This is a genomic window from Enterobacter cloacae complex sp. IR5441 (assembly GCF_049238215.1).
GTDB classification, from domain to species: Bacteria; Pseudomonadota; Gammaproteobacteria; order Enterobacterales; family Enterobacteriaceae; genus Enterobacter; species Enterobacter hormaechei_C.
This window is the reverse complement of record NZ_JBMKIA010000044.1, coordinates 1-19,014: the sequence shown is the minus strand read 5'-3', so window position 1 is coordinate 19,014 and position 19,014 is coordinate 1. Positions and strand designations below refer to the sequence as shown.

Here is a 19,014-nt window from a genome sequence, read left to right as displayed (position 1 = left end):
TGGCGGCTTTAGCGCGGTGGTCCCACCTGACCCCATGCCGAACTCAGAAGTGAAACGCCGTAGCGCCGATGGTAGTGTGGGGTCTCCCCATGTGAGAGTAGGGAACTGCCAGGCATCAATTAAGAAGAACCCCGTACCGTAAGGTGCGGGGTTTTTTGCTTTGTACGTGGAAAACATGCCGGATGGCGGCTTCCCCTTATCCGGCCTACAATTGTTAAAACAATTTTAACAATGGTGCCGCTTTGACTCGTCCCTTTGATTATCAACAAGATTTTGCCAATATTAATTTTCGCGAACATCCCGAACGGTATCAGGTGGGCCGGGGTGAGCAGGGCGTATTGATGGTCGAGCCTTATAAAAGCGAAATCCTGCCACACTGGCGTTATAAAAATGCTGAAGTCGCAGCGCGTTCGGCAGAAGAGATCTACGCCCTCTTTGAAGAGTACCGCAGGAATAACGATTTTGTAGGTATGGATATGGCGCGTAAATTCATACAGATGGGCTACACCCGTGCCCGGCGATACGCCAATCATAAAGGCGGTAAAAAGTATGATGAGAAGCGCCAGGTCAAACCCCTCGATCTCGATCCCGTAAAAGCAGAGGCCGCTGCGGTATTCAAAACGTGGTGGGATAAAATTCGTGCCGATGAAGATTATTTGCAGCGAAAAAAGGCGCACCAGCAAGCGTGGGGATAATTACTACGTCCGCTAATAATTCGATACCTGATCGAGTTCACAAAATCCAATGAAACATATTGGAAACATTTTATTTACCTAACGATTCGTTTTAAATCCGGTTTTACTGTTTGTGGGCAATGGCCCGCAATGTGAGACAGGGGATTTTAAAATGACAGAAACCGTAGCCAGTGCAGATACGGATAACACAAGTTTAGCAGGCAAGGATACTCGCCGTCGGGTTTGGGCAATCGTTGGAGCTTCATCGGGGAACCTTGTAGAGTGGTTTGATTTTTACGTCTATTCATTCTGTTCACTCTACTTTGCGCATATCTTTTTCCCGTCAGGGAACACCACTACGCAGCTTCTGCAAACCGCAGGCGTTTTTGCCGCCGGGTTCCTGATGCGTCCCATTGGCGGATGGCTGTTCGGCAGGATCGCGGACAGGAAAGGGCGCAAGACATCCATGCTCATCTCCGTGTGCATGATGTGCGTCGGCTCGCTGGTGATTGCCTGCCTGCCCGGATATGACACAATCGGAACATGGGCACCGGCGTTGCTGCTGCTGGCACGTCTGTTCCAGGGGCTGTCAGTGGGTGGCGAATACGGCACCAGCGCGACATACATGAGCGAAGTAGCGGTTGAAGGGCGCAAAGGTTTCTATGCATCATTCCAGTATGTAACCCTCATTGGCGGTCAGCTGCTGGCGTTACTGGTTGTGGTGATCCTTCAACAAATCCTTAGCGATGAAGATTTACGCGCCTGGGGCTGGCGCATCCCGTTTGCCCTGGGGGCTGCCCTGGCGGTTGTGGCGCTGTGGTTACGCCGTCAGCTTGATGAAACCTCCCAGCAGGAGGTCAGGGCGCTGAAAGAAGCCGGTTCGATGAAAGGGCTGTGGCGAAACCGCAAAGCGTTTTTGATGGTATTAGGCTTTACCGCCGCAGGCTCGCTAAGCTTCTATACCTTCACCACCTATATGCAAAAATATCTGGTCAACACCACGGGCATGCATGCTAACGTTGCGAGTGTCGTCATGACGGTGGCGTTACTGGTCTTTATGCTCATCCAGCCGATTGTTGGCGCGCTGTCGGACAAAATAGGTCGCCGCACCTCCATGCTGATCTTTGGTGGCATGCTCACCCTGGGGACTGTTCCGCTTTTGACGGCGCTACAGCATACAACCTCTCCGTATGCCGCTTTCGCTTTGATTATGGTGGCACTTATTATTATTAGTTTTTACACGGCAATCAGTGGCATTTTGAAAGCAGAAATGTTTCCCGCACAGGTGAGGGCGCTGGGCGTAGGCCTCTCTTATGCGGTCGCTAACGCCCTGTTCGGCGGTTCGGCAGAGTATGTCGCGCTATCCCTTAAGTCATGGGGCAGTGAATCGACCTTTTTCTGGTATGTCACCATCATGGGGGCGCTGGCGTTTATTGTCTCCCTGATGCTGCATCGTAAAGGAAAAGGGATCCGCCTTTAATAATGCGCCATCTGCCAGACGGCGTAGCCGGTTGTTGCCCCGGCTACGTCCCAGGCAAAATCTTTCCAGCTCCAGCCGCTTCCCGAGGGGCGGCTATCCCAAAGTTCTTTTGATGCCCCCAGGCTGATGGAGAACATCAGCCCCATTGTGGCACTTCGATCCCGGCTATAACCCTGGTGCAGCGCATATTCATTACCCGCAGCGGACAACATTGCAGACGCCAGAAAGTGTTGAGCTTTATCCTGACCCGACCAGTTATCATTAGCCATATGGCTGCAACCGGTCAGGAAAAGAGGGATTATCAGGAAAGGCGTACGCATTAACAGACTCCATAAAAAAGCCCCGTCGATGACAGGGCTCGTGTATTACAGAATGCGGCTGATGAGGCGGTCGATACGGATCCGACGTAGACGGCGAATCAGCTTGCGAACTTTCACCGGATAATCAGCGATGCTTTGCAGATCGCGATAATGACGAACCACTGTAGTATGCGTGCGTATAAGCTCCAGCTCACGATCGCGTTTCGCGGCTAACGCATGCTGAGGATCGTGAATAAGGATGGCGTTTTCCAGATCCAGACGCCAGGCGCGTGGGTTGAGATTATTACCGGTCAGCAGCATCCACTCATCATCCACCCACATTCCTTTGAGGTGATAGCTGTTGTCTTCATCTTTCCAGAGACGCACAACCAGCTGGTCCGTGTTCACATAGTACTGTAAACGGCTCAGGAAGCGGCGCAGGTTAATCTCATAGAGATAAGGCAGTGCGCCGATGATCTTGAAAGGTTGATCTTCCGGAATGAAAAAGTCATTTGCCGTTTTATCCCCGACAATAATTTCCACCTTTTTACCATCACGCAGCAGCTGAATGATATTACGCACCAGAACGGCGGGAAGGTTGAAGTACGGGGTGCAGATGGTGAGCTTATGCTCCGCGCACGGCATCAAATGGAAGATGGTCTTGTTCAGCAGGCTGGATTTTCCCAGGCCTACCAGAGGCGTAACGGACAGTTCTTCATTACTGGCATCCCCCTGAAAACGATAAACCGCATCGCGCAGTTCCTGGCGGAAGGAGCGAACGTCGTTTTTGATTTCCGGGCTTTTCGGACGATGAGGATCGTCAAGACGGTGCACACCCCGGCCATGAACCAGGTTTTTATCAACCCAGTTGAACATGATGTCGGCCATCTGCGGATTGCGGATCAGATGGTAGCGATCGTAACGGTATTTATCGAGCTGATGGAGATACACATCATTCAGGCTGGCACCGCTATAAAGGACGCTGTCATCAATGATAAATCCTTTAAAATGAAGAACGCCAAGCGCTTCACGGGTATTCACCGGTACGCCATACACCGGGATATCAATACCCGGATTTTCCTGGGCCGTGCGGCAATACCAGTCAGCATTGGTATTCGAGGCAGCCGCACCAATACGGCCGCGCTGAGCGCGGTGCCAGTCAACCAGCACGCGAACATCCAGTTCCGGACGCTGACGTTTCGCTTCATAGAGCGCGTTCAGGATCGCACGCCCACCTTCATCTTGTTCAAGATAGAGCGCCACAATACAAATACGTCGCGTAGCGCTGGCAATCTTTTCAAGAAGCGTCTCCCGGAAATGAGCGGGAGCATAAAAGAACTCTACATCATCAACTGACTGAGAAATCTTCGGTAGTTGAGCAAGGTGTTGTTGATGTTTATTACGCTTAAATTTTGACAACATCACAGTGCGTTTCTTCTCTGTTCATTGAAGGGTTGTCTGTACCAGGCAAACAACATAAGCGGACAATGATACCCCAGTGCCGCGAAAAGTGGGTAACATTTCCAGCAGCTTACTCTTGTTTATCCGTCGAAATCAGGCTGAGGGACAGAGAGACAATGCCTTCATCCAGCTGGATATCAACGTCAAAACCGAGCTTCCGCGCCAGGGTCACCATACCCCGATTGTTTGGCATAGTAATGCCATTCAGGCGTGACAATCCGTGATCGCGCGTATAACCAATGAGTTTTTCGAGCAGCCGTCTGCCCAACCCCAAACCCTTAAGATCGGAACGCACCAGTACGGCAAACTCCGCATCCACATTATCCGGGTCGGAAATGGCACGCGTCACGCCGAGGATCTCCTCTCCCGCTCCGGAACGGCGGACCGCCACAATCGCCATTTCTCGATCGTAGTCGATCTGGGTCATATTGGCTAAATCGTCGTGGGTAAATTCATTGATTTCGCTGAAATAGCGATAGTACAAATCTTCCTTCGTCACCTGCGAGATGAACGCCCGCAGCAGCGGCTCGTCTTCCGGCAGGATAGGGCGAAACAGCGCCCGTTCCCCATTTTTCATCTCCACCCACTCTTCCAGATGAAGAGGATAAGGACGAATGGCGAGACGGCTTTCCCGATCACCGATAAAGGGCGCAATATCCAGCGTCACGTCCAGCGCGGTAAATTCATTTCCGGAGGCAAGAAGGGGGTGGATATCCAGGCGCTGGATCTCCGCACAGTCAACAATGAGGTTGGAGACCTTCACCAGAAACTGGCTTAACCCGGCGATATCAAGCGGCCGCAGAGCGCTTCTCCCGCGGATTTTTTTGCTTTTGATGGCCTGAATAATCAAATAACGCGCCAGGTTCATGTTTAGAGGAGGAAGCGCGACAACCGCCTGTTCTTCTGGCCGCCACTCAACGCCGCCTTCACCCAGCATAATGAGCGGACCAAAAACCGGATCGTGTTCGACAACCACGCGTAGCTCCTGCGCACCTGCACGGTTGGCCATGCTCTGCACCAGCAGGCCGTGGATCCGGGCCTGTGGCCACGTCATTTTTACGCGATCGATAATGGCATCCGCGGCCTGTTGTACTTCTGTCGCGGTGCGCAGATACAGCATGACGCCCTGCACATCCGATTTGTGTGGAATATCGGGAGAGCGCAGCTTCAGCGCGACCGGATAACCAATCTGCTCAGCGATATGTACCGCCTCAGCGCTGTCGCCGGCAATCCAGGTGGGCAGGGTTTGCATCCCATAGCTGCCAAGAATGGGTTGCACCTCATGTGTATCAAGAGAAGTGGCGCCCTCTTCGATGGCCTGCTGCAAAAGCCTGTGCACATCCACTGAATTTGCGGTGAGATTGCCCGGCAGGGCAGGCGTTTCACGCAGCTGCTTCTGGTTGCGGCGGTATTCAACCATATGCATAAACGCGGTAATGGTGCCCTCCGGGGTACGGTAGGTTGGCAACCCGGCTTCACTAAACAGACGCCGTGCCTCCTGGGAGGAGAACTCGCCGCACCAGTTGGTCAGCAGGGTAACGTATTTGCCGCGGGGATGGTTTCGGACTGCCTCAATCAGCGCTCGCGCACTTTCGCTGCCTGGCGCAACCGCGCTGGGCGAATGGATAATCATCAGCGCATCAAAGTCCTGGCTATCGAGCAAAATCGTGATCGCCTTAATGTAACGATCGCTGCTGGCATCATCGCGCAAATCGAGGGGATTATCGGGAACAACGCTTCCCGGTAACGCGTCCCGCAGGCGCTGGAGCGTCTCTTCACCCAGCGTAGCCAGCTTGCCGTTGCGTAGCCAGAGTTCGTCCAGCGCCAGGGCGGCGGGAGCGGCACCGTTGCTGACAATCATCAGTTTTTCACCGCGCAGGGGGCGCATGTGGCTTAACGTTTCGACGGCGGAAAAAAGCTCGTGCGTATCCTGTACCCGCAGTAAACCAGCGCGCTGGATCGCTGCATCCCATGCGGGATCCATCCCGGAACGGGAATGTAGCAGGCGCTGAGCCGCGGGGCTGCGCCCACTTTTGATGACCAGTATCGGTTTATTTCGCGATGCGCTACGCGACGCCGACACAAAACGACGGGCGTCACTCAGGTGTTCAAGATAGAGCAGGATAGCGCTGGTTTTGCTGTCACGCGCCAGGAAATCCAGCAGCTCATCGACGTCAATGTCCAGGCTGTCACCCAAAGCGATGAAATAGGAAAATCCCATCTCACGCTGCTGCGCCCAGTCGAGGATGGTATTGGATACCGCAGCCGACTGCGAAATAAAGGCCAGTTTGCCTTTACGGATCGGAACCGGGGAAAAACTGGCATTTAGCCCTTGCCAGGGCGCAAGCAGGCCGAGGCTGTTTGGACCAAGAATGCGCATCTGGTAGCGGCTGGCGCAGGCCAGCAGTTCGGGCTGCTGTTCAGGAGGCGAGGAAAGAATAATGCAGGTTTTACAGCCTTTCTGACCGAGCGACTCAAGCAGTTCGAGGTTTCGTTTCGCATGCGTACAGAGCACGGCGAGGTCGGGAACGAAAGGCAGGCTCTGCACATCCGGCCACGCCAGCACCCCCTGTACCGCCTTATAAGCGGGCGTAACGGGCATGACCGGGCCGTTAAACCCGCCAGCCAGCAGGTTACGCATCATCAGATACCCTGCGCGGTCCGGTTTCATCGAGGCGCCAATAACAGCAATGGATTTCGGACGGAGTAGCGCTTCTAACCCTCTCTGGCTCATGCAGGCCTCCTGTGAATGCAAGCGACCTGATGATTTTAAACGCTTTCTGCCTCAGTTGCTGTGACGCTACCCTTATGAACGGTTTTTCCCGCAAGATAACGTTCGCGGAAGCAGGAGAAGTGGGAGCCCAGCGCGCCGGCCGCCTGGGTATCGCCCGCCAGATCCAGTAGCGCAATAGCGACTTCAGCGGTGCAATATTGACCGTCGGCATGCGCTTCACGTAAGCGATAGGCCGAGACGCGCGACAGATCGACGGAAATCACCGGCAGCGCATCAAGATAAGGGCTTTTGCGAAACATCTTTCTCGCTTCGGTCCAGGTGCCGTCGAGCATAATAAACAGCGGCGGCTTACCAGATGGTGGCGCCGTAAGCACCTGACGTTGTTCGCCTGCATATGATGCCGGGAAAACGACCATAGGCTGATAGTCCGGGCTTGCCACCAGGTCGAGCAGAGCCTTAGGTGGCTCAGTGCGCGACCACTGAAACGCTGCGGTGTTAGGCAGAATATCGGCGATCAAACGCCCCGTGTTGCTGGGCTTCATCGGTTCGGTATCGAACATGACCAGACAAAAGCGGCTTTTCGCCTCGCTCGGTACAAGCGTTTCGCACAGACACACTTTCAGCGGTAAAAGGCAGCGCTGGCAGCGGCGAATACGATTGCCTCGGGCCAGAAAAGGGCGGGTGGCGCGCGCAAGGCGCTCGGCGCGTAATTGGAGTACAGCGTTATCAGTCATGGGCGAAAAGGCAGGAAAAACCCCATTTTCGCAGAGGAGAGAACGGGGCACAAGATATGCCCCGCGAATGTTACAGGGATTCGTTTAACCAGCTGTCGAAAGGCGCTTTCGGTACTGCGCCATTGAGCATGTCGATCACTTCACCATTTTTGAAAATCATAATGGTTGGAATGCTGCGAATGCGAAAACGGGCGCTGAGTTCACGTTCCGCTTCGGTATTCACTTTGACAAAACGCATTTTCCCGCTGCGCTCTTCAGCCACGTCTTCGAAGATGGGCGCAAAGTTACGGCAGGGGCCGCACCACGGCGCCCAGAAATCGACCACAACAGGCAGATCGTCCTTGAGGAGTTTGTCCAGCGTAGCACCCGTCGCGTTAATGACATCGCCATCAAATAATTCGTGGCCACAACGCCCGCATTTCGCACCGTCATCCATCCGATCGTCCGGAATGCGGTTTAAAGCCTGACAGTTGGCACATACGGTATTCATAACTAACCTCTGATAGAGCCGTGGAACAACGGCAGAACGCCGATAATGTTTCTGATATGTTACATATTATCAGTGAGCTTGTATGAAACGACAATGCGTTTTATTCAATGGGAACAATAGTCACAGGCTTTTGTACGAAATTATGGCTATGAGCTTGCACATCGGGTAATCTGCGCGCTTCGCGCAGCGCTGGTGGAGAAAAGCATGAACGACGAAATGAAAAACAAAAGCGGCAAGGTCAAAGTGATGTATGTCCGCAGTGATGATGACTCTGATAAACGCACCCAAAATCCGCGTACCGGAAAAGGTGGCGGGCGTCCGGCGTCTTCTCGTGCAGACGGTGGCCGTCGCCCCGCCCGCGATGACAGAAATAACCGCGGCGATGACCGCAAACGTGATGACCGTAAGCGTGACGATCGCAAACGCGATGATGTTGTCCGTGACGGTGGATCGCCATGGCGTACCGTTTCTCGCGCGCCCGGTGAAGAGGCGACCGAAAAAGCCGATCACGGCGGTATCAGCGGAAAAAGCTTTATCGATCCGGAAGTGTTGCGTCGTCAGCGTGCGGAAGAGACCCGTGTCTACGGTGAGAACGCCTGTCAGGCCCTGTTCCAGAGCCGCCCGGAGTGTATCGTTCGTGCATGGTTTATTCAGAGCGTGACCCCGCGCTTCAAAGAAGCGCTGCGCTGGATGGCGGCGAACCGCAAAGCCTACCACGTGGTTGACGATGCCGAGCTGACAAAAGCGTCCGGTACAGAACACCACGGCGGCGTCTGCTTCCTGATCAAAAAACGTAACGGCACTACCGTGCAGCAGTGGGTTAGCCAGGCGGATGCCGATGACTGCGTGCTGGCGCTGGAAGATGTGGGTAACCCGCATAACCTGGGCGCTATGATGCGTAGCTGCGCGCACTTTGGCGTGAAAGGCGTTCTGTTGCAGGATGCCGCGCTGCTGGAATCCGGTGCGGCGATTCGTACCGCGGAAGGCGGTGCAGAGCACGTTCAGCCGATCACCGGCGACAGCGTGCTGGAAGCCCTGGAGCAATTCCGTAAAGCGGGCTACACCATTGTCACCACCTCAAGCCGTGCCGCTACGCCGCTGTTTAAAGCGACGCTGCCGCGCAAAATGGTGCTGGTGTTAGGTCAGGAGCGTGATGGTCTGTCTGATGCGGCACTCTCCAGCGCTGACCTGAGCGTCTCTATCGACGGCACTGGCAACGTTGAAAGCCTGAACGTATCCGTTGCGACCGGCGTGCTGCTGGCGGAATGGTGGCGTCAGAACAAGGCATAAGCCTTTTATGTGCCGGGCCTGACCCGGCACATTCAAACCCTACTCGCTCTCTGCCGGTAACACAGGCATCCAGTCAATCGGCTTTTCGCCGCGCTTTTCCAGCCACTCATTCGTCAGAACAAAATGATTACTGCCAAAGAAACCGCGATGCGCAGACAGCGGCGACGGGTGCGGTGCCTTCAGCACGTGATGACGCTGACGATCGATAATCGCCCCTTTCTTTTGTGCGTGCGATCCCCAGAGTAAAAACACGACGCCTTCACGATGCTCATTGATCAGGCTGATAACCTTATCGGTAAAGGTTTCCCATCCCAGACTGGCGTGGGAGTGTGCCTGACCCGCCCGGACGGTTAATACGGTATTCAGCAACAGCACGCCCTGGCGCGCCCAGCTTTCCAGATAACCGTGATTAGGGCGGGTAAAACCCGGAATCGTTCCTTCCAGCTCTTTATACATATTCAGCAGAGAAGGGGGGATGGCTACGCCCGGACGCACGGAAAATGCCAGTCCGTGAGCCTGCCCGGGGCCGTGGTATGGATCCTGCCCCAGGATAACCACCTTTACATCGCTCAGTTCGGTGTAGCGGAAGGCGTTAAACACATCTTTCTGCGGCGGATAAATTGTCTGGCCGGCCTGCCGTTCAGCCGCAACGGTACTGAGGGTGTTAATAAAATAGGGCTGCTGCTTCTCTTCTGCCAGCACGTCATGCCAGGTTAAAGGTGTTGTCATCTCGCTCTCCTGCGAATCTCATTCTGTGTCTAGCTTACCTGTTAAACCCCAATGAGCAAAATTACCCGCGGAAAACCAGGCTAAGTGACTCAATTTATGTTGAAAACCAGGCAGGATAAGTCGAATTGGTAAACCTTTAAAATTGATCTAAAACAAAAAATACAGACCACACTCTTTGTGTGGTTGGTGGTTTTGTTGATTTTAATCAATAAATCACCCGGGTCTGAATGTTATATATACACACAACAAACAATGGTTTTACCAATTGGCCGCAAAAGGCCAGCATCAGTTAATGTAGCCTAAGGGAGGCAACACATGATTACAGGTATCCAGATTACTAAAGCTGCAAATGACGATCTGCTGAACTCTTTCTGGCTGCTGGACAGCGAGAAAAACGAAGCGCGCTGTGTAGTAGCGAAAGCAGGTTTTGCGGAAGACGAAATCGTTCCGGTGAGCAAACTGGGCGAAATTGAATACCGTGAAATTCCAATGCAAGTGCAACCAGAAGTACGCGTGGAAGGCGGTCAGCACCTGAACGTTAACGTCCTGCGTCGCGAAACGCTGATGGATGCCGTTGAGCACCCGGAAAAATACCCGCAGCTGACCATCCGTGTGTCTGGCTATGCGGTGCGTTTCAACTCTCTGACCCCGGAACAGCAGCGCGACGTTATCGCGCGTACCTTTACTGAAAGCCTGTAAAGTTCAGCTTCGGGGGTGGAATAAAAAAGCCGGGAATGTCCCGGCTTTTTTTTTACTCTTCAGTTTTTGTCTCTGGCGCAGCAGAACTTGGCTTACGGCGCTTACCAATATTTTTGGTATCGCGGTGGCGCTGTTTAACGCGCGGCTTCTCTTTTTCTTTCTCTTTTCTCTCAGCACGTTTCGCGAGCGCTTTCTTGGACGGTTTACCCGTCATTTTTTCACTCGGCGCACGTGTGGTCGGACGAAGCCCGTCAATCACGCGAGCTTTCAGCGGCTCCTCAACGTAGCGGCCAATTTTCTGTAGCAGCAGATGGTCGTGCGCTTCTACCAGAGAGATAGCAATACCTTTGCGGCCCGCACGGCCGGTACGACCAATACGGTGCAGGTAAGTATCACCGCTGCGCGGCATATCAAAGTTGATTACGTGGCTCACGTCCGGGATGTCGATCCCACGCGCGGCAACATCGGTGGCAACCAGCACATTCACGCGGCCATCGGTCAGGCGCTTAATCCCTTCGGTTCGCTTAACCTGCGCCATTTCACCTTCGAGATAGCAGTTGTTAATGCCGACGTTGCGCAGCATTTCTGCCAGCTCATGCACGCGCTCACGTTTGCGTACGAAGACGATGGTACGGGTTGCCTCTTCCTGCTTCAGCAGGTGTTTCAACAACTCAACCTTATGCTCAAGGTTATCTGCGCGGTAGTACCACTGGTGGATCTTCTTACGCTCACGGGTCGATGGCGTAGCGGACACTTCCACCGGATCTTCCAGCAGACGTTCGGCGAAATCTTTAATGGCATCCCCTTCAAGGGTTGCCGAGAACAGCATTGTCTGATTACGCCAGCGCGTTTCACCCGCGATGTGTTCGATATCCTGGGCAAAGCCCATGTCCAGCATGCGGTCAGCTTCATCGAGAATCAGCGTTTCCACCGCGCGGCAGTCGAAGTTCTCTTCTTTTATGTATTGCAGCAGACGGCCTGTCGTCGCGACAACGATATCCTGGTTTTCGCTGAACACTTCGGCGTGGTTCATATACGCTACGCCACCGGTGATGGTCGCGATATCCAGATGGGTGTTCGCCGCCAGCTCACGCGCGTGTTCGGCAACCTGCATCGCCAGTTCACGGGTCGGGGTCAGGATCAAAATGCGCGGCGGGCCTGATTTTTTACGCGGAAAGTCGAGCAAATGCTGCAACACAGGCAGCAAGTAGGCTGCTGTCTTCCCCGTGCCGGTTGGCGCAGAACCGAGCACATCGCGGCCCTCAAGCGCAGGCGGAATGGCCGCGGCCTGAATGGCGGTCGGGCGTGTAAAGCCTTTGCTCTCAAGGGCATTGAGCAGGCTTTCATCGAGTTCAAGTTCGGAAAAAGTCGTTACAGTCATGTTCTACCTCTGTGTGGGGCGCTGATTATAGACGTTACGGCTGTAATCTTCATCTGTTTGTATGGATATCGCTTTTCGACCACTTCGCTTTCCCCTATGCTACTCCAGTTTCACTCAGAAGGTTGCCCTGACATGTCTCAACTCAAAGCGCAGTTGCGCCGCGATGGTTTTACGTTTAAACAGTTTTTTGTGGCGCACGATCGTTGTGCGATGAAAGTCGGTACAGACGGTATTTTACTGGGTGCATGGGCGCCTGTCGCAGGTGTAAAACGCATTCTGGATATTGGTACGGGCAGCGGACTTCAGGCGCTGATGCTGGCGCAGCGAACGGAAGAACACGTCACGATCGACGCCGTTGAGCTTGATCCTCAGGCGTCCCGGCAGGCAAGTGAAAACGCTGCCGACTCTCCGTGGGCAGATCGCATCAGGGTAGAATGCGCCGATGTCCTGACCTGGGCGTCGGAGCAAACCGCGCGTTACGATTTGATTGTCAGCAATCCGCCGTATTTCACGCCAGGCGTGGAATGTGGAACGCCAGAACGCGAGCAGGCACGTTACACCGGCTCGCTCGATCACAAGGCGCTACTGACCAGTGCGGCGGAGCTCATCTCGGAAGAGGGATTTTTCTGCGTGGTCTTGCCTGAAAGCACGGGTAATACCTTCATTGAGATCGCACGGGGGATCGGCTGGAATCTGCGTCTTCGTACCGATATTTCGGATACGGAAGGACGCTTACCGCACCGCGTGTTGCTGGCGCTCTCGCCGAAAGAGGGGGAATGCTTTATCGACAGGTTGGTCATTCGTGGGCCAGACCAGCGTTATTCCGAAGATTACACTGCCCTGACCCAGGCCTTTTATCTGTTTATGTGAACCTGCGGCGTCAACACCGACGGGCCGGACATTTCAAGCGGTTCGGGATAGTCCAGCGTATAATGCAGGCCACGGCTCTCTTTGCGCATCATCGCACAGCGCACAATCAGCTCGGCAACCTGCACAAGGTTGCGCAGCTCCAGCAGATTATTAGAAACGCGGAAGTTGGCGTAATATTCATCAATTTCCTGCTGCAACATCATGATGCGGCGTAACGCGCGTTCCAGACGCTTCGTTGTGCGTACAATCCCGACATAATCCCACATGAAAAGCCGCAGCTCGTGCCAGTTATGCTGGATAACCACCAGTTCGTCCGGGTTTTCTACCCGACTTTCATCCCATGCCGGCAAGTGTGTTGTCGGACGTGCATAGGGCATGCGTTTGGTAATATCTTCCGCAGCCGACCACCCATACACCAGACACTCCAGCAGCGAGTTTGAGGCCATGCGATTCGCACCATGCAGGCCGGTGTAGCTGACCTCGCCGATCGCATACAAACCATCCACGTCGGTACGACCATGATCGTCAACCATCACCCCGCCACAGGTATAGTGTGCGGCAGGTACAATCGGCACCGGATCGCGGGTTAAATCAATACCCAGACTCAGCAGCTTTTCATAAATCATCGGGAAGTGCTGGCGAATAAAGTCTTCCGGTTTATGGCTAATGTCCAGATACATACAGTCGACGCCAAGCCGCTTCATCTCGTGGTCAATGGCGCGGGCCACGATATCCCGCGGGGCAAGTTCACCTCGGGGGTCGAAGTCCGGCATAAACCGGGAACCGTCCGGACGCTTCAGATACGCGCCTTCGCCGCGCAACGCTTCAGTTAACAGGAAGTTACGTGCCTGCGGGTGGAACAGGGCGGTAGGATGGAATTGATTAAACTCCATATTCGCCACGCGGCAGCCTGCGCGCCAGGCCATGGCGATACCGTCTCCGGAGGCGATATCCGGGTTAGTCGTGTACTGGTAAACCTTGGAGGCGCCGCCAGTCGCCAGCACAACGGCTTTTGCCTGGCAGGTTTCCACCTTCTCTTTATTCCGATTCCACACCCATGCGCCGACAACACGGCGCGTGCCGGGCAGGCCAATCTTATCGGAAATAATCAGGTCGACGGCGTTGCTGCGCTCCAGCACCCGAATATTAGGATGGCTGAGGGCTTTGCTGACCAGCGTGGTTTCAACCGCTTTTCCGGTTGCATCAGCAGCGTGCAGAATACGGCGGTGGCTGTGCCCGCCTTCACGGGTCAGGTGATAGCTCTCTTCACCATTAGGCTGAACATGCGTATCAAACAGCACGCCCTGATCGATAAGCCATTGCACGCAGTGGCGGGCATTGCTGGCGACAAACTCTGCCGCATGCTCATCCACGATCCCGGCGCCGGCAATCAGGGTGTCTTCTACGTGCGAGGCTATACTATCCGTTTCATCAAACACGGCGGCAATACCGCCTTGTGCATAGAAGGTGGAACCTTCGCTCATCGGCCCTTTACTCAGCACGATTACGTTCTGATGTTCCGCCAGGCGCAGTGCGAGGGATAGGCCGGCAGCACCGCTGCCGATGATCAGTACATCACAATGAAGTTCAGGCGTCGTGTTCATGATGTTTGTTTAATTTACTAAACATGGTGTGGGGAGAATAGCATTGTGATGCGAGATATCGCACGTTTTTTTTGTTGTGTGTTGCAATGACTAAACGGAAGGCCAGAAGTTAAATCTGCGCTAAATGGCCGGAAATATTTTGCGAAGCAGATCGTTAGCTTCAGATTTTGTGGTGAAATAAAGCCTGTGTTGCGTTACTCTTCTGACGATAAAGTTGATGATTCTTGTCAGAAAGCGGGTGCGTATCGTGAACAGACTTATAATGAGAGAAAATGAACGGTCTGCGGCGCGATGAACAAAAACAAAGGCGTTACGGAACTTATTGAAGAACAGACACTCTAATTCGGTGCTTGCTCAAAGTGCAATGTTGTTAGAGTGGCGTTTCGATAACGCGTGGAATTTGGTTTGGGGAGACATTACCTCGGATGAGCGAGCAGTTAACGGACCAGGTCCTGGTTGAACGGGTCCAGAAGGGAGATCAGAAAGCTTTTAACCTACTGGTGGTGCGCTACCAGCATAAGGTAGCGAGTCTGGTTTCCCGCTATGTACCGTCAGGCGATGTTCCTGATGTGGTGCAAGAGTCTTTTATTAAGGCCTATCGCGCGCTGGATTCATTCCGGGGGGATAGTGCTTTTTATACCTGGCTGTATCGTATTGCAGTCAATACGGCTAAGAATTATTTGGTTGCTCAGGGCCGTCGTCCGCCTTCTAGTGACGTTGACGCTATCGACGCAGAAAACTTCGAAAGTGGTGGCGCGCTGAAAGAAATTTCGAACCCTGAGAACTTAATGTTGTCAGAAGAACTGAGACAAATCGTTTTTCGCACGATCGAGTCGCTCCCGGAAGATTTACGCATGGCAATTACGTTACGGGAGCTGGATGGCCTAAGCTATGAAGAGATAGCCGCCATCATGGATTGTCCGGTCGGCACGGTTCGTTCACGAATTTTCCGTGCGCGAGAAGCCATTGATAATAAAGTTCAACCGCTTATCAGGCGTTGACGATAGCGGGATACTGGAAAAGGTATTAGGCATGCAGAAAGAAAAACTTTCCGCTTTAATGGATGGTGAAACGCTGGATAATGAGCTGCTCGATGAGTTGTCTCATTCTCCCGAAATGCAACAGACCTGGGAGAGCTATCATCTTATCCGCGACTCTCTGCGCGGTGATACCAGCGAGGTTCTCCATTTCGATATCTCAGCACGCGTTATGGCGGCCATTGAGAACGAACCTGTTCATCAGACCACGCCGCTGATTCCTGAAGCGCAGCCTGCACCTCACCAATGGCAGAAAATGCCGTTCTGGCACAAGGTGCGTCCATGGGCCAGCCAGCTCACCCAAATGGGGGTCGCTGCGTGCGTATCGCTTGCAGTTATCGTTGGGGTCCAGCACTATAATACTCAGTCTGAAGCCAATCAGCAGCCTGAAGCGCCAGTGTTCAATACGCTGCCGATGATGGGTAAAGCCAGCCCGGTTAGCCTGGGCGTACCGGCAGATGCCTCCGCAAGCGGCGGACAACAACAGCAGGTACAGGAGCAGCGCCGTCGCATTAATGCGATGTTGCAGGATTACGAGTTGCAGCGCCGTCTGCACTCCGAGCAGCTTCAGTTTGAGCAGGCCCAAACCCAGCAGGCTGCTGTGCAGGTGCCAGGAAACCAAACTTTAGGAACGCAATCGCAGTAATGAAGCAACTTTGGTTCGCCATGTCTTTGATGGCGGGTAGCCTGTTCTTCTCTGCTAACGCCTCGGCTGATGTTTCATCCGGGGCGTTGTTGCAGCAAATGAATCTGGCCAGCCAGTCACTCAATTACGAGTTGGCATTTATCAGCATCAATAAGCAGGGTGTCGAATCGTTACGCTATCGCCACGCCCGCCTTGATAACCAGCCGCTCGCCCAGCTTTTACAGATGGATGGCCCGCGTCGGGAAGTGGTCCAGCGTGGGAACGAAATCAGCTATTTCGAGCCTGGCCTTGAGCCGTTTACGCTCAATGGTGACTACATCGTTGACTCCCTGCCGTCGCTCATTTACACCGATTTTAAACGTCTCGCCCCCTACTATGATTTTATCTCGGTGGGACGAACGCGTATTGCCGACAGGCTGTGCGAAGTGATCCGCGTTGTTGCGCGGGATGGGACACGTTACAGCTATATCGTCTGGATTGACGCAGAGACGAAGCTGCCGATGCGCGTTGATCTGCTCGATCGCGACGGTGAGACGCTGGAGCAGTTCCGCGTGATCTCCTTCGATGTGAACAGTCAGGTTGGCAACAGCATGCAGAATCTGGCCAAAGCCAGCCTGCCGCCTTTGCTTTCCGTGCCTGCCGGCGATTCTGTCAATTTTAACTGGGTACCATCCTGGATCCCGCAAGGGTTCAGCGAAGTTTCCAGCAGCCGTCGCCAGCTCCCAACCATCGAAACACCAGTTGAGTCGCGACTCTATTCCGATGGGCTGTTTAGCTTCTCGGTGAATATCAATCGCGCTACGGCGAACAGTTCCGAACAGATGCTCCGTACCGGTCGCCGGACGGTCAGCACGACGGTGCGCGATAATGCGGAAATTACAATTGTCGGTGAATTACCGCCGCCAACGGCAAAACGTATTTCAGACAGCATTAAATTCAGGGCTGCGCAATGATTAAAGAGTGGGCCACGGTCGTATCCTGGCAGGATGGCGTAGCGCTTGTCAGCTGTGACGTTAAAGCATCATGCAGCAGCTGCGCTTCGCGAGCCGGTTGCGGCAGCCGCGTGTTGAATAAGCTGGGGCCGCAAACGTCGCACACTATTGCTGTGCCGAGCGATCAGCCGCTGGTGGCAGGGCAAAAAGTGGAGCTGGGCATCGCTGAAGGTAGCCTGCTCACTTCCGCCATGCTGGTTTACCTTTCTCCGCTGGCAGGTCTGTTCGTGATGGGCGGGGTTTTCCAGATGCTGTTCGGCACAGATTTGGCCGCCTTGTGCGGTGCCGCGTTGGGCGGGGTGGGCGGGTTCTGGCTTGCTAAAGGCGTTTCCCCAAGGCTTGCCGCCCGGGAAGCGTGGCAGCCCGTTATCCTCAGCGTTGCACTGGCACCCGACCAACTTCGTGTTGAGACGCTCTCTTCTGAGGCCCGGTAATCTGCCGGGCTTTATTATTATTTACATCGCAATAAAGAAAACGCCGTCTCTTCGCGCTATACCTGGCTCTAAGTGCATTTCCAGCTGACAAGGATGTAGTGTAGAATGCTGCGTTTTCGCACTGAAAAACGTCAGGCTAAGAACAGCGGCCTCCAGGAATTCGTAAGGCATAATTATTTAACTATATGAAGAACATACGTAACTTTTCGATCATTGCTCACATCGATAATTGATACCCCGCCAGCCTCCGCAAACCTCCGACAAAAACGCCTCAAGATCCCCATCAAATCAGCCTTTCCAAAAATTATACTGTTTGCATGTACAGTCAACCTACGACATCATAAGTCATGGTTTTTGTGTCCACCAGTGCGTCCATATTCTATGATGGACACATAACCTCCCGTTCTGATGGACACACGCAGGGACAAATCATGGCTATTTCAGATAGTTATCTAAAGTCGTGCCTTGGGCGCGAACGAGACAAAGTTGAAGAAAAGGCAGACCGTGATGGTCTGTGGGTACGCATCTCCAAAAAGGGGGCCGTTACTTTTTTCTACCGATTCCGCTTCCTGGGCAAACAGGACAAGATGACGATCGGCAGCTATCCGGAGTTCGGATTAAAAGCCGCGCGCGATGAAGTCGCAAAGTGGGCAGCTATTCTTGCCCGTGGCGAAAACCCTCGGATCAGGCAAAGCCTCGATAAAGCCAAGATTAACAGCCAGTACACCTTCGAAGAGCTGTTCCGTGAATGGCACTCAATGGTCTGCATTCAGAAAGAATCAGCCGGGCAGGTCCTCCGCTCGTTTGAACTGCACGTTTTCCCCAAGCTCGGGAAATACCCTGCGCATCAGCTCACGCTACACAACTGGCTCACTGTCCTGGACAGATTGGCCCAGGGTTACAGCGAGATCACCCGGCGCGTGATCAGCAACGGCCGACAGTGTTATTCCTGGGCAGTGAAACGGCAACTGCTGGAAGTTAACCCGCTGTCAGAAATGTCTGGGCGTGATTTCGGCATCCAGAAACAAATGGGTGAGCGAACCCTGGACCGTAAAGAACTGGCGATTGTCTGGCGAGCCATTGAGGATTCCCGCCTCATTGAGCGAAACAAGATCCTCTATAAATTGTCTCTGATATGGGCGTGCAGGGTTGGCGAACTCCGGCAGGCTGAAGTCGCACACTTTGATTTTGAAGAAGGGATCTGGACTGTTCCATGGGAAAACCACAAGACAGGGCGGAAGACAAAGAAACCGATAATTCGACCTATCATCCCGGAAATGCTCCCGCTGATAAAACGGGCCATTGAGCTGGCGCCAGGACGCTTTGTTTTTTCAAAATATGGGCTATTTGCAATCTGAGGTTGGATTGTAGATTTTAGTTAGAAATGGATCAAAGTCCGTTTTGTGCAAAACTTGGTTGACAACCCTCTTTTGGAAGATGTGCCGTTTCGTGCAAAAGTT

The 19,014-nt window shown here is 53.7% G+C and carries 17 protein-coding genes, 1 rRNA gene and 1 pseudogene; 11 read left to right on the top strand and 8 right to left on the bottom strand.

Translation table 11 applies throughout. From position 1 onward, the window contains the following. From rrf to ACOTX5_RS24135, 3 genes are all read left to right on the top strand, one after another. Nucleotides 1–114: ribosomal RNA gene (gene rrf / locus ACOTX5_RS24145) — 5S ribosomal RNA — on the top strand; the annotation flags it as partial. Between the two features lie 128 nt (nucleotides 115–242). After that, the gene (locus tag ACOTX5_RS24140; protein WP_045911880.1) at nucleotides 243–695 is read left to right on the top strand and encodes a DUF4385 domain-containing protein; all 453 of its coding nucleotides are present in this window, start codon (nucleotides 243–245) and stop codon (nucleotides 693–695) included. A 151-nt stretch (nucleotides 696–846) separates the two neighbouring features. Next, nucleotides 847–2,154, top strand: coding sequence for an MFS family transporter (locus ACOTX5_RS24135; protein WP_017383558.1), 1,308 nt, complete (start codon nucleotides 847–849; stop codon nucleotides 2,152–2,154). Here ACOTX5_RS24135 and ACOTX5_RS24130 read toward each other — a convergent pair. The 5 genes from ACOTX5_RS24130 to trxC form a co-directional block, all read right to left on the bottom strand. Continuing rightward, on the bottom strand, nucleotides 2,151–2,474 hold the full coding sequence (locus ACOTX5_RS24130) for a YfiM family lipoprotein (RefSeq protein ID WP_003860739.1): 324 nt from the start codon (nucleotides 2,472–2,474) through the stop codon (nucleotides 2,151–2,153). The genes ACOTX5_RS24135 and ACOTX5_RS24130 overlap by 4 nt on opposite strands. A 45-nt stretch (nucleotides 2,475–2,519) precedes the next feature. Continuing rightward, nucleotides 2,520–3,875 (bottom strand): CDP-diacylglycerol--serine O-phosphatidyltransferase, encoded by a 1,356-nt coding sequence (gene pssA / locus ACOTX5_RS24125; RefSeq protein ID WP_026094276.1) that lies wholly within the window; start codon nucleotides 3,873–3,875, stop codon nucleotides 2,520–2,522. A gap of 109 nt (nucleotides 3,876–3,984) precedes the next feature. Further along, nucleotides 3,985–6,648, bottom strand: a complete 2,664-nt coding sequence (locus ACOTX5_RS24120) for a bifunctional acetate--CoA ligase family protein/GNAT family N-acetyltransferase (RefSeq protein ID WP_017692865.1) — start codon at nucleotides 6,646–6,648, stop codon at nucleotides 3,985–3,987. Between the two features lie 35 nt (nucleotides 6,649–6,683). Beyond that, complete coding sequence (gene tapT, locus ACOTX5_RS24115) at nucleotides 6,684–7,382, bottom strand: tRNA-uridine aminocarboxypropyltransferase (RefSeq protein ID WP_017692866.1); 699 nt, start codon at nucleotides 7,380–7,382, stop codon at nucleotides 6,684–6,686. Between the two features lie 70 nt (nucleotides 7,383–7,452). Next, a complete protein-coding gene (gene trxC, locus ACOTX5_RS24110) occupies nucleotides 7,453–7,872 on the bottom strand; it encodes a thioredoxin TrxC (RefSeq protein ID WP_003860733.1) in 420 nt (139 codons plus the stop codon). Nucleotides 7,873–8,076: 204 nt separating this feature from the next. On the opposite strand from trxC, the gene ACOTX5_RS24105 reads away from it, so the two are divergent. Then, entirely contained in the window at nucleotides 8,077–9,162 is a 1,086-nt protein-coding gene (locus ACOTX5_RS24105) for a tRNA/rRNA methyltransferase (protein ID WP_017383555.1), read from the top strand. 39 nt (nucleotides 9,163–9,201) lie between these two features. Here the strand turns inward: ACOTX5_RS24105 and ung are convergent, their stop codons facing one another. Further along, nucleotides 9,202–9,891: a uracil-DNA glycosylase gene (gene ung, locus ACOTX5_RS24100; RefSeq protein WP_003860729.1), complete on the bottom strand. Its 690-nt coding sequence runs from the start codon at nucleotides 9,889–9,891 to the stop codon at nucleotides 9,202–9,204. A gap of 315 nt (nucleotides 9,892–10,206) precedes the next feature. On the opposite strand from ung, the gene grcA reads away from it, so the two are divergent. Then, nucleotides 10,207–10,590, top strand: coding sequence for an autonomous glycyl radical cofactor GrcA (gene grcA, locus ACOTX5_RS24095; RefSeq protein ID WP_003860727.1), 384 nt, complete (start codon nucleotides 10,207–10,209; stop codon nucleotides 10,588–10,590). 52 nt (nucleotides 10,591–10,642) lie between these two features. On the opposite strand, the gene srmB is transcribed toward grcA, so the two are convergent. Further along, on the bottom strand, nucleotides 10,643–11,971 hold the full coding sequence (gene srmB / locus ACOTX5_RS24090; RefSeq protein ID WP_045911879.1) for an ATP-dependent RNA helicase SrmB: 1,329 nt from the start codon (nucleotides 11,969–11,971) through the stop codon (nucleotides 10,643–10,645). A 132-nt stretch (nucleotides 11,972–12,103) separates the two neighbouring features. Here srmB and trmN point away from each other — a divergent pair, with 132 nt between their 5' ends. Beyond that, nucleotides 12,104–12,841, top strand: a complete 738-nt coding sequence (gene trmN / locus ACOTX5_RS24085) for a tRNA(1)(Val) (adenine(37)-N(6))-methyltransferase TrmN (RefSeq protein ID WP_017383553.1) — start codon at nucleotides 12,104–12,106, stop codon at nucleotides 12,839–12,841. On the opposite strand, the gene nadB is transcribed toward trmN, so the two are convergent. Further along, complete coding sequence (gene nadB / locus ACOTX5_RS24080) at nucleotides 12,826–14,445, bottom strand: L-aspartate oxidase (protein WP_017692868.1); 1,620 nt, start codon at nucleotides 14,443–14,445, stop codon at nucleotides 12,826–12,828. The two genes, trmN and nadB, sit on opposite strands and share 16 nt — an antisense overlap. 425 nt (nucleotides 14,446–14,870) lie before the next feature. On the opposite strand from nadB, the gene rpoE reads away from it, so the two are divergent. The 5 genes and pseudogenes from rpoE to ACOTX5_RS24055 form a co-directional block, all read left to right on the top strand. Beyond that, entirely contained in the window at nucleotides 14,871–15,446 is a 576-nt protein-coding gene (rpoE, locus tag ACOTX5_RS24075; RefSeq protein ID WP_006176728.1) for an RNA polymerase sigma factor RpoE, read from the top strand. A 31-nt stretch (nucleotides 15,447–15,477) separates the two neighbouring features. Continuing rightward, nucleotides 15,478–16,128: an anti-sigma-E factor RseA gene (gene rseA, locus ACOTX5_RS24070; RefSeq protein ID WP_015572138.1), complete on the top strand. Its 651-nt coding sequence runs from the start codon at nucleotides 15,478–15,480 to the stop codon at nucleotides 16,126–16,128. Continuing rightward, nucleotides 16,128–17,081: a sigma-E factor regulatory protein RseB gene (rseB, locus tag ACOTX5_RS24065; protein ID WP_003860717.1), complete on the top strand. Its 954-nt coding sequence runs from the start codon at nucleotides 16,128–16,130 to the stop codon at nucleotides 17,079–17,081. Before rseA ends, rseB begins: the two co-directional genes overlap by 1 nt. Next, nucleotides 17,078–17,554: a SoxR-reducing system protein RseC gene (gene rseC / locus ACOTX5_RS24060; RefSeq protein WP_015572140.1), complete on the top strand. Its 477-nt coding sequence runs from the start codon at nucleotides 17,078–17,080 to the stop codon at nucleotides 17,552–17,554. Before rseB ends, rseC begins: the two co-directional genes overlap by 4 nt. Nucleotides 17,555–17,985: 431 nt before the next feature. Further along, nucleotides 17,986–18,894, top strand: a pseudogene (locus tag ACOTX5_RS24055) (tyrosine-type recombinase/integrase); the annotation flags it as partial. Nucleotides 18,895–19,014: the final 120 nt, after the last annotated feature.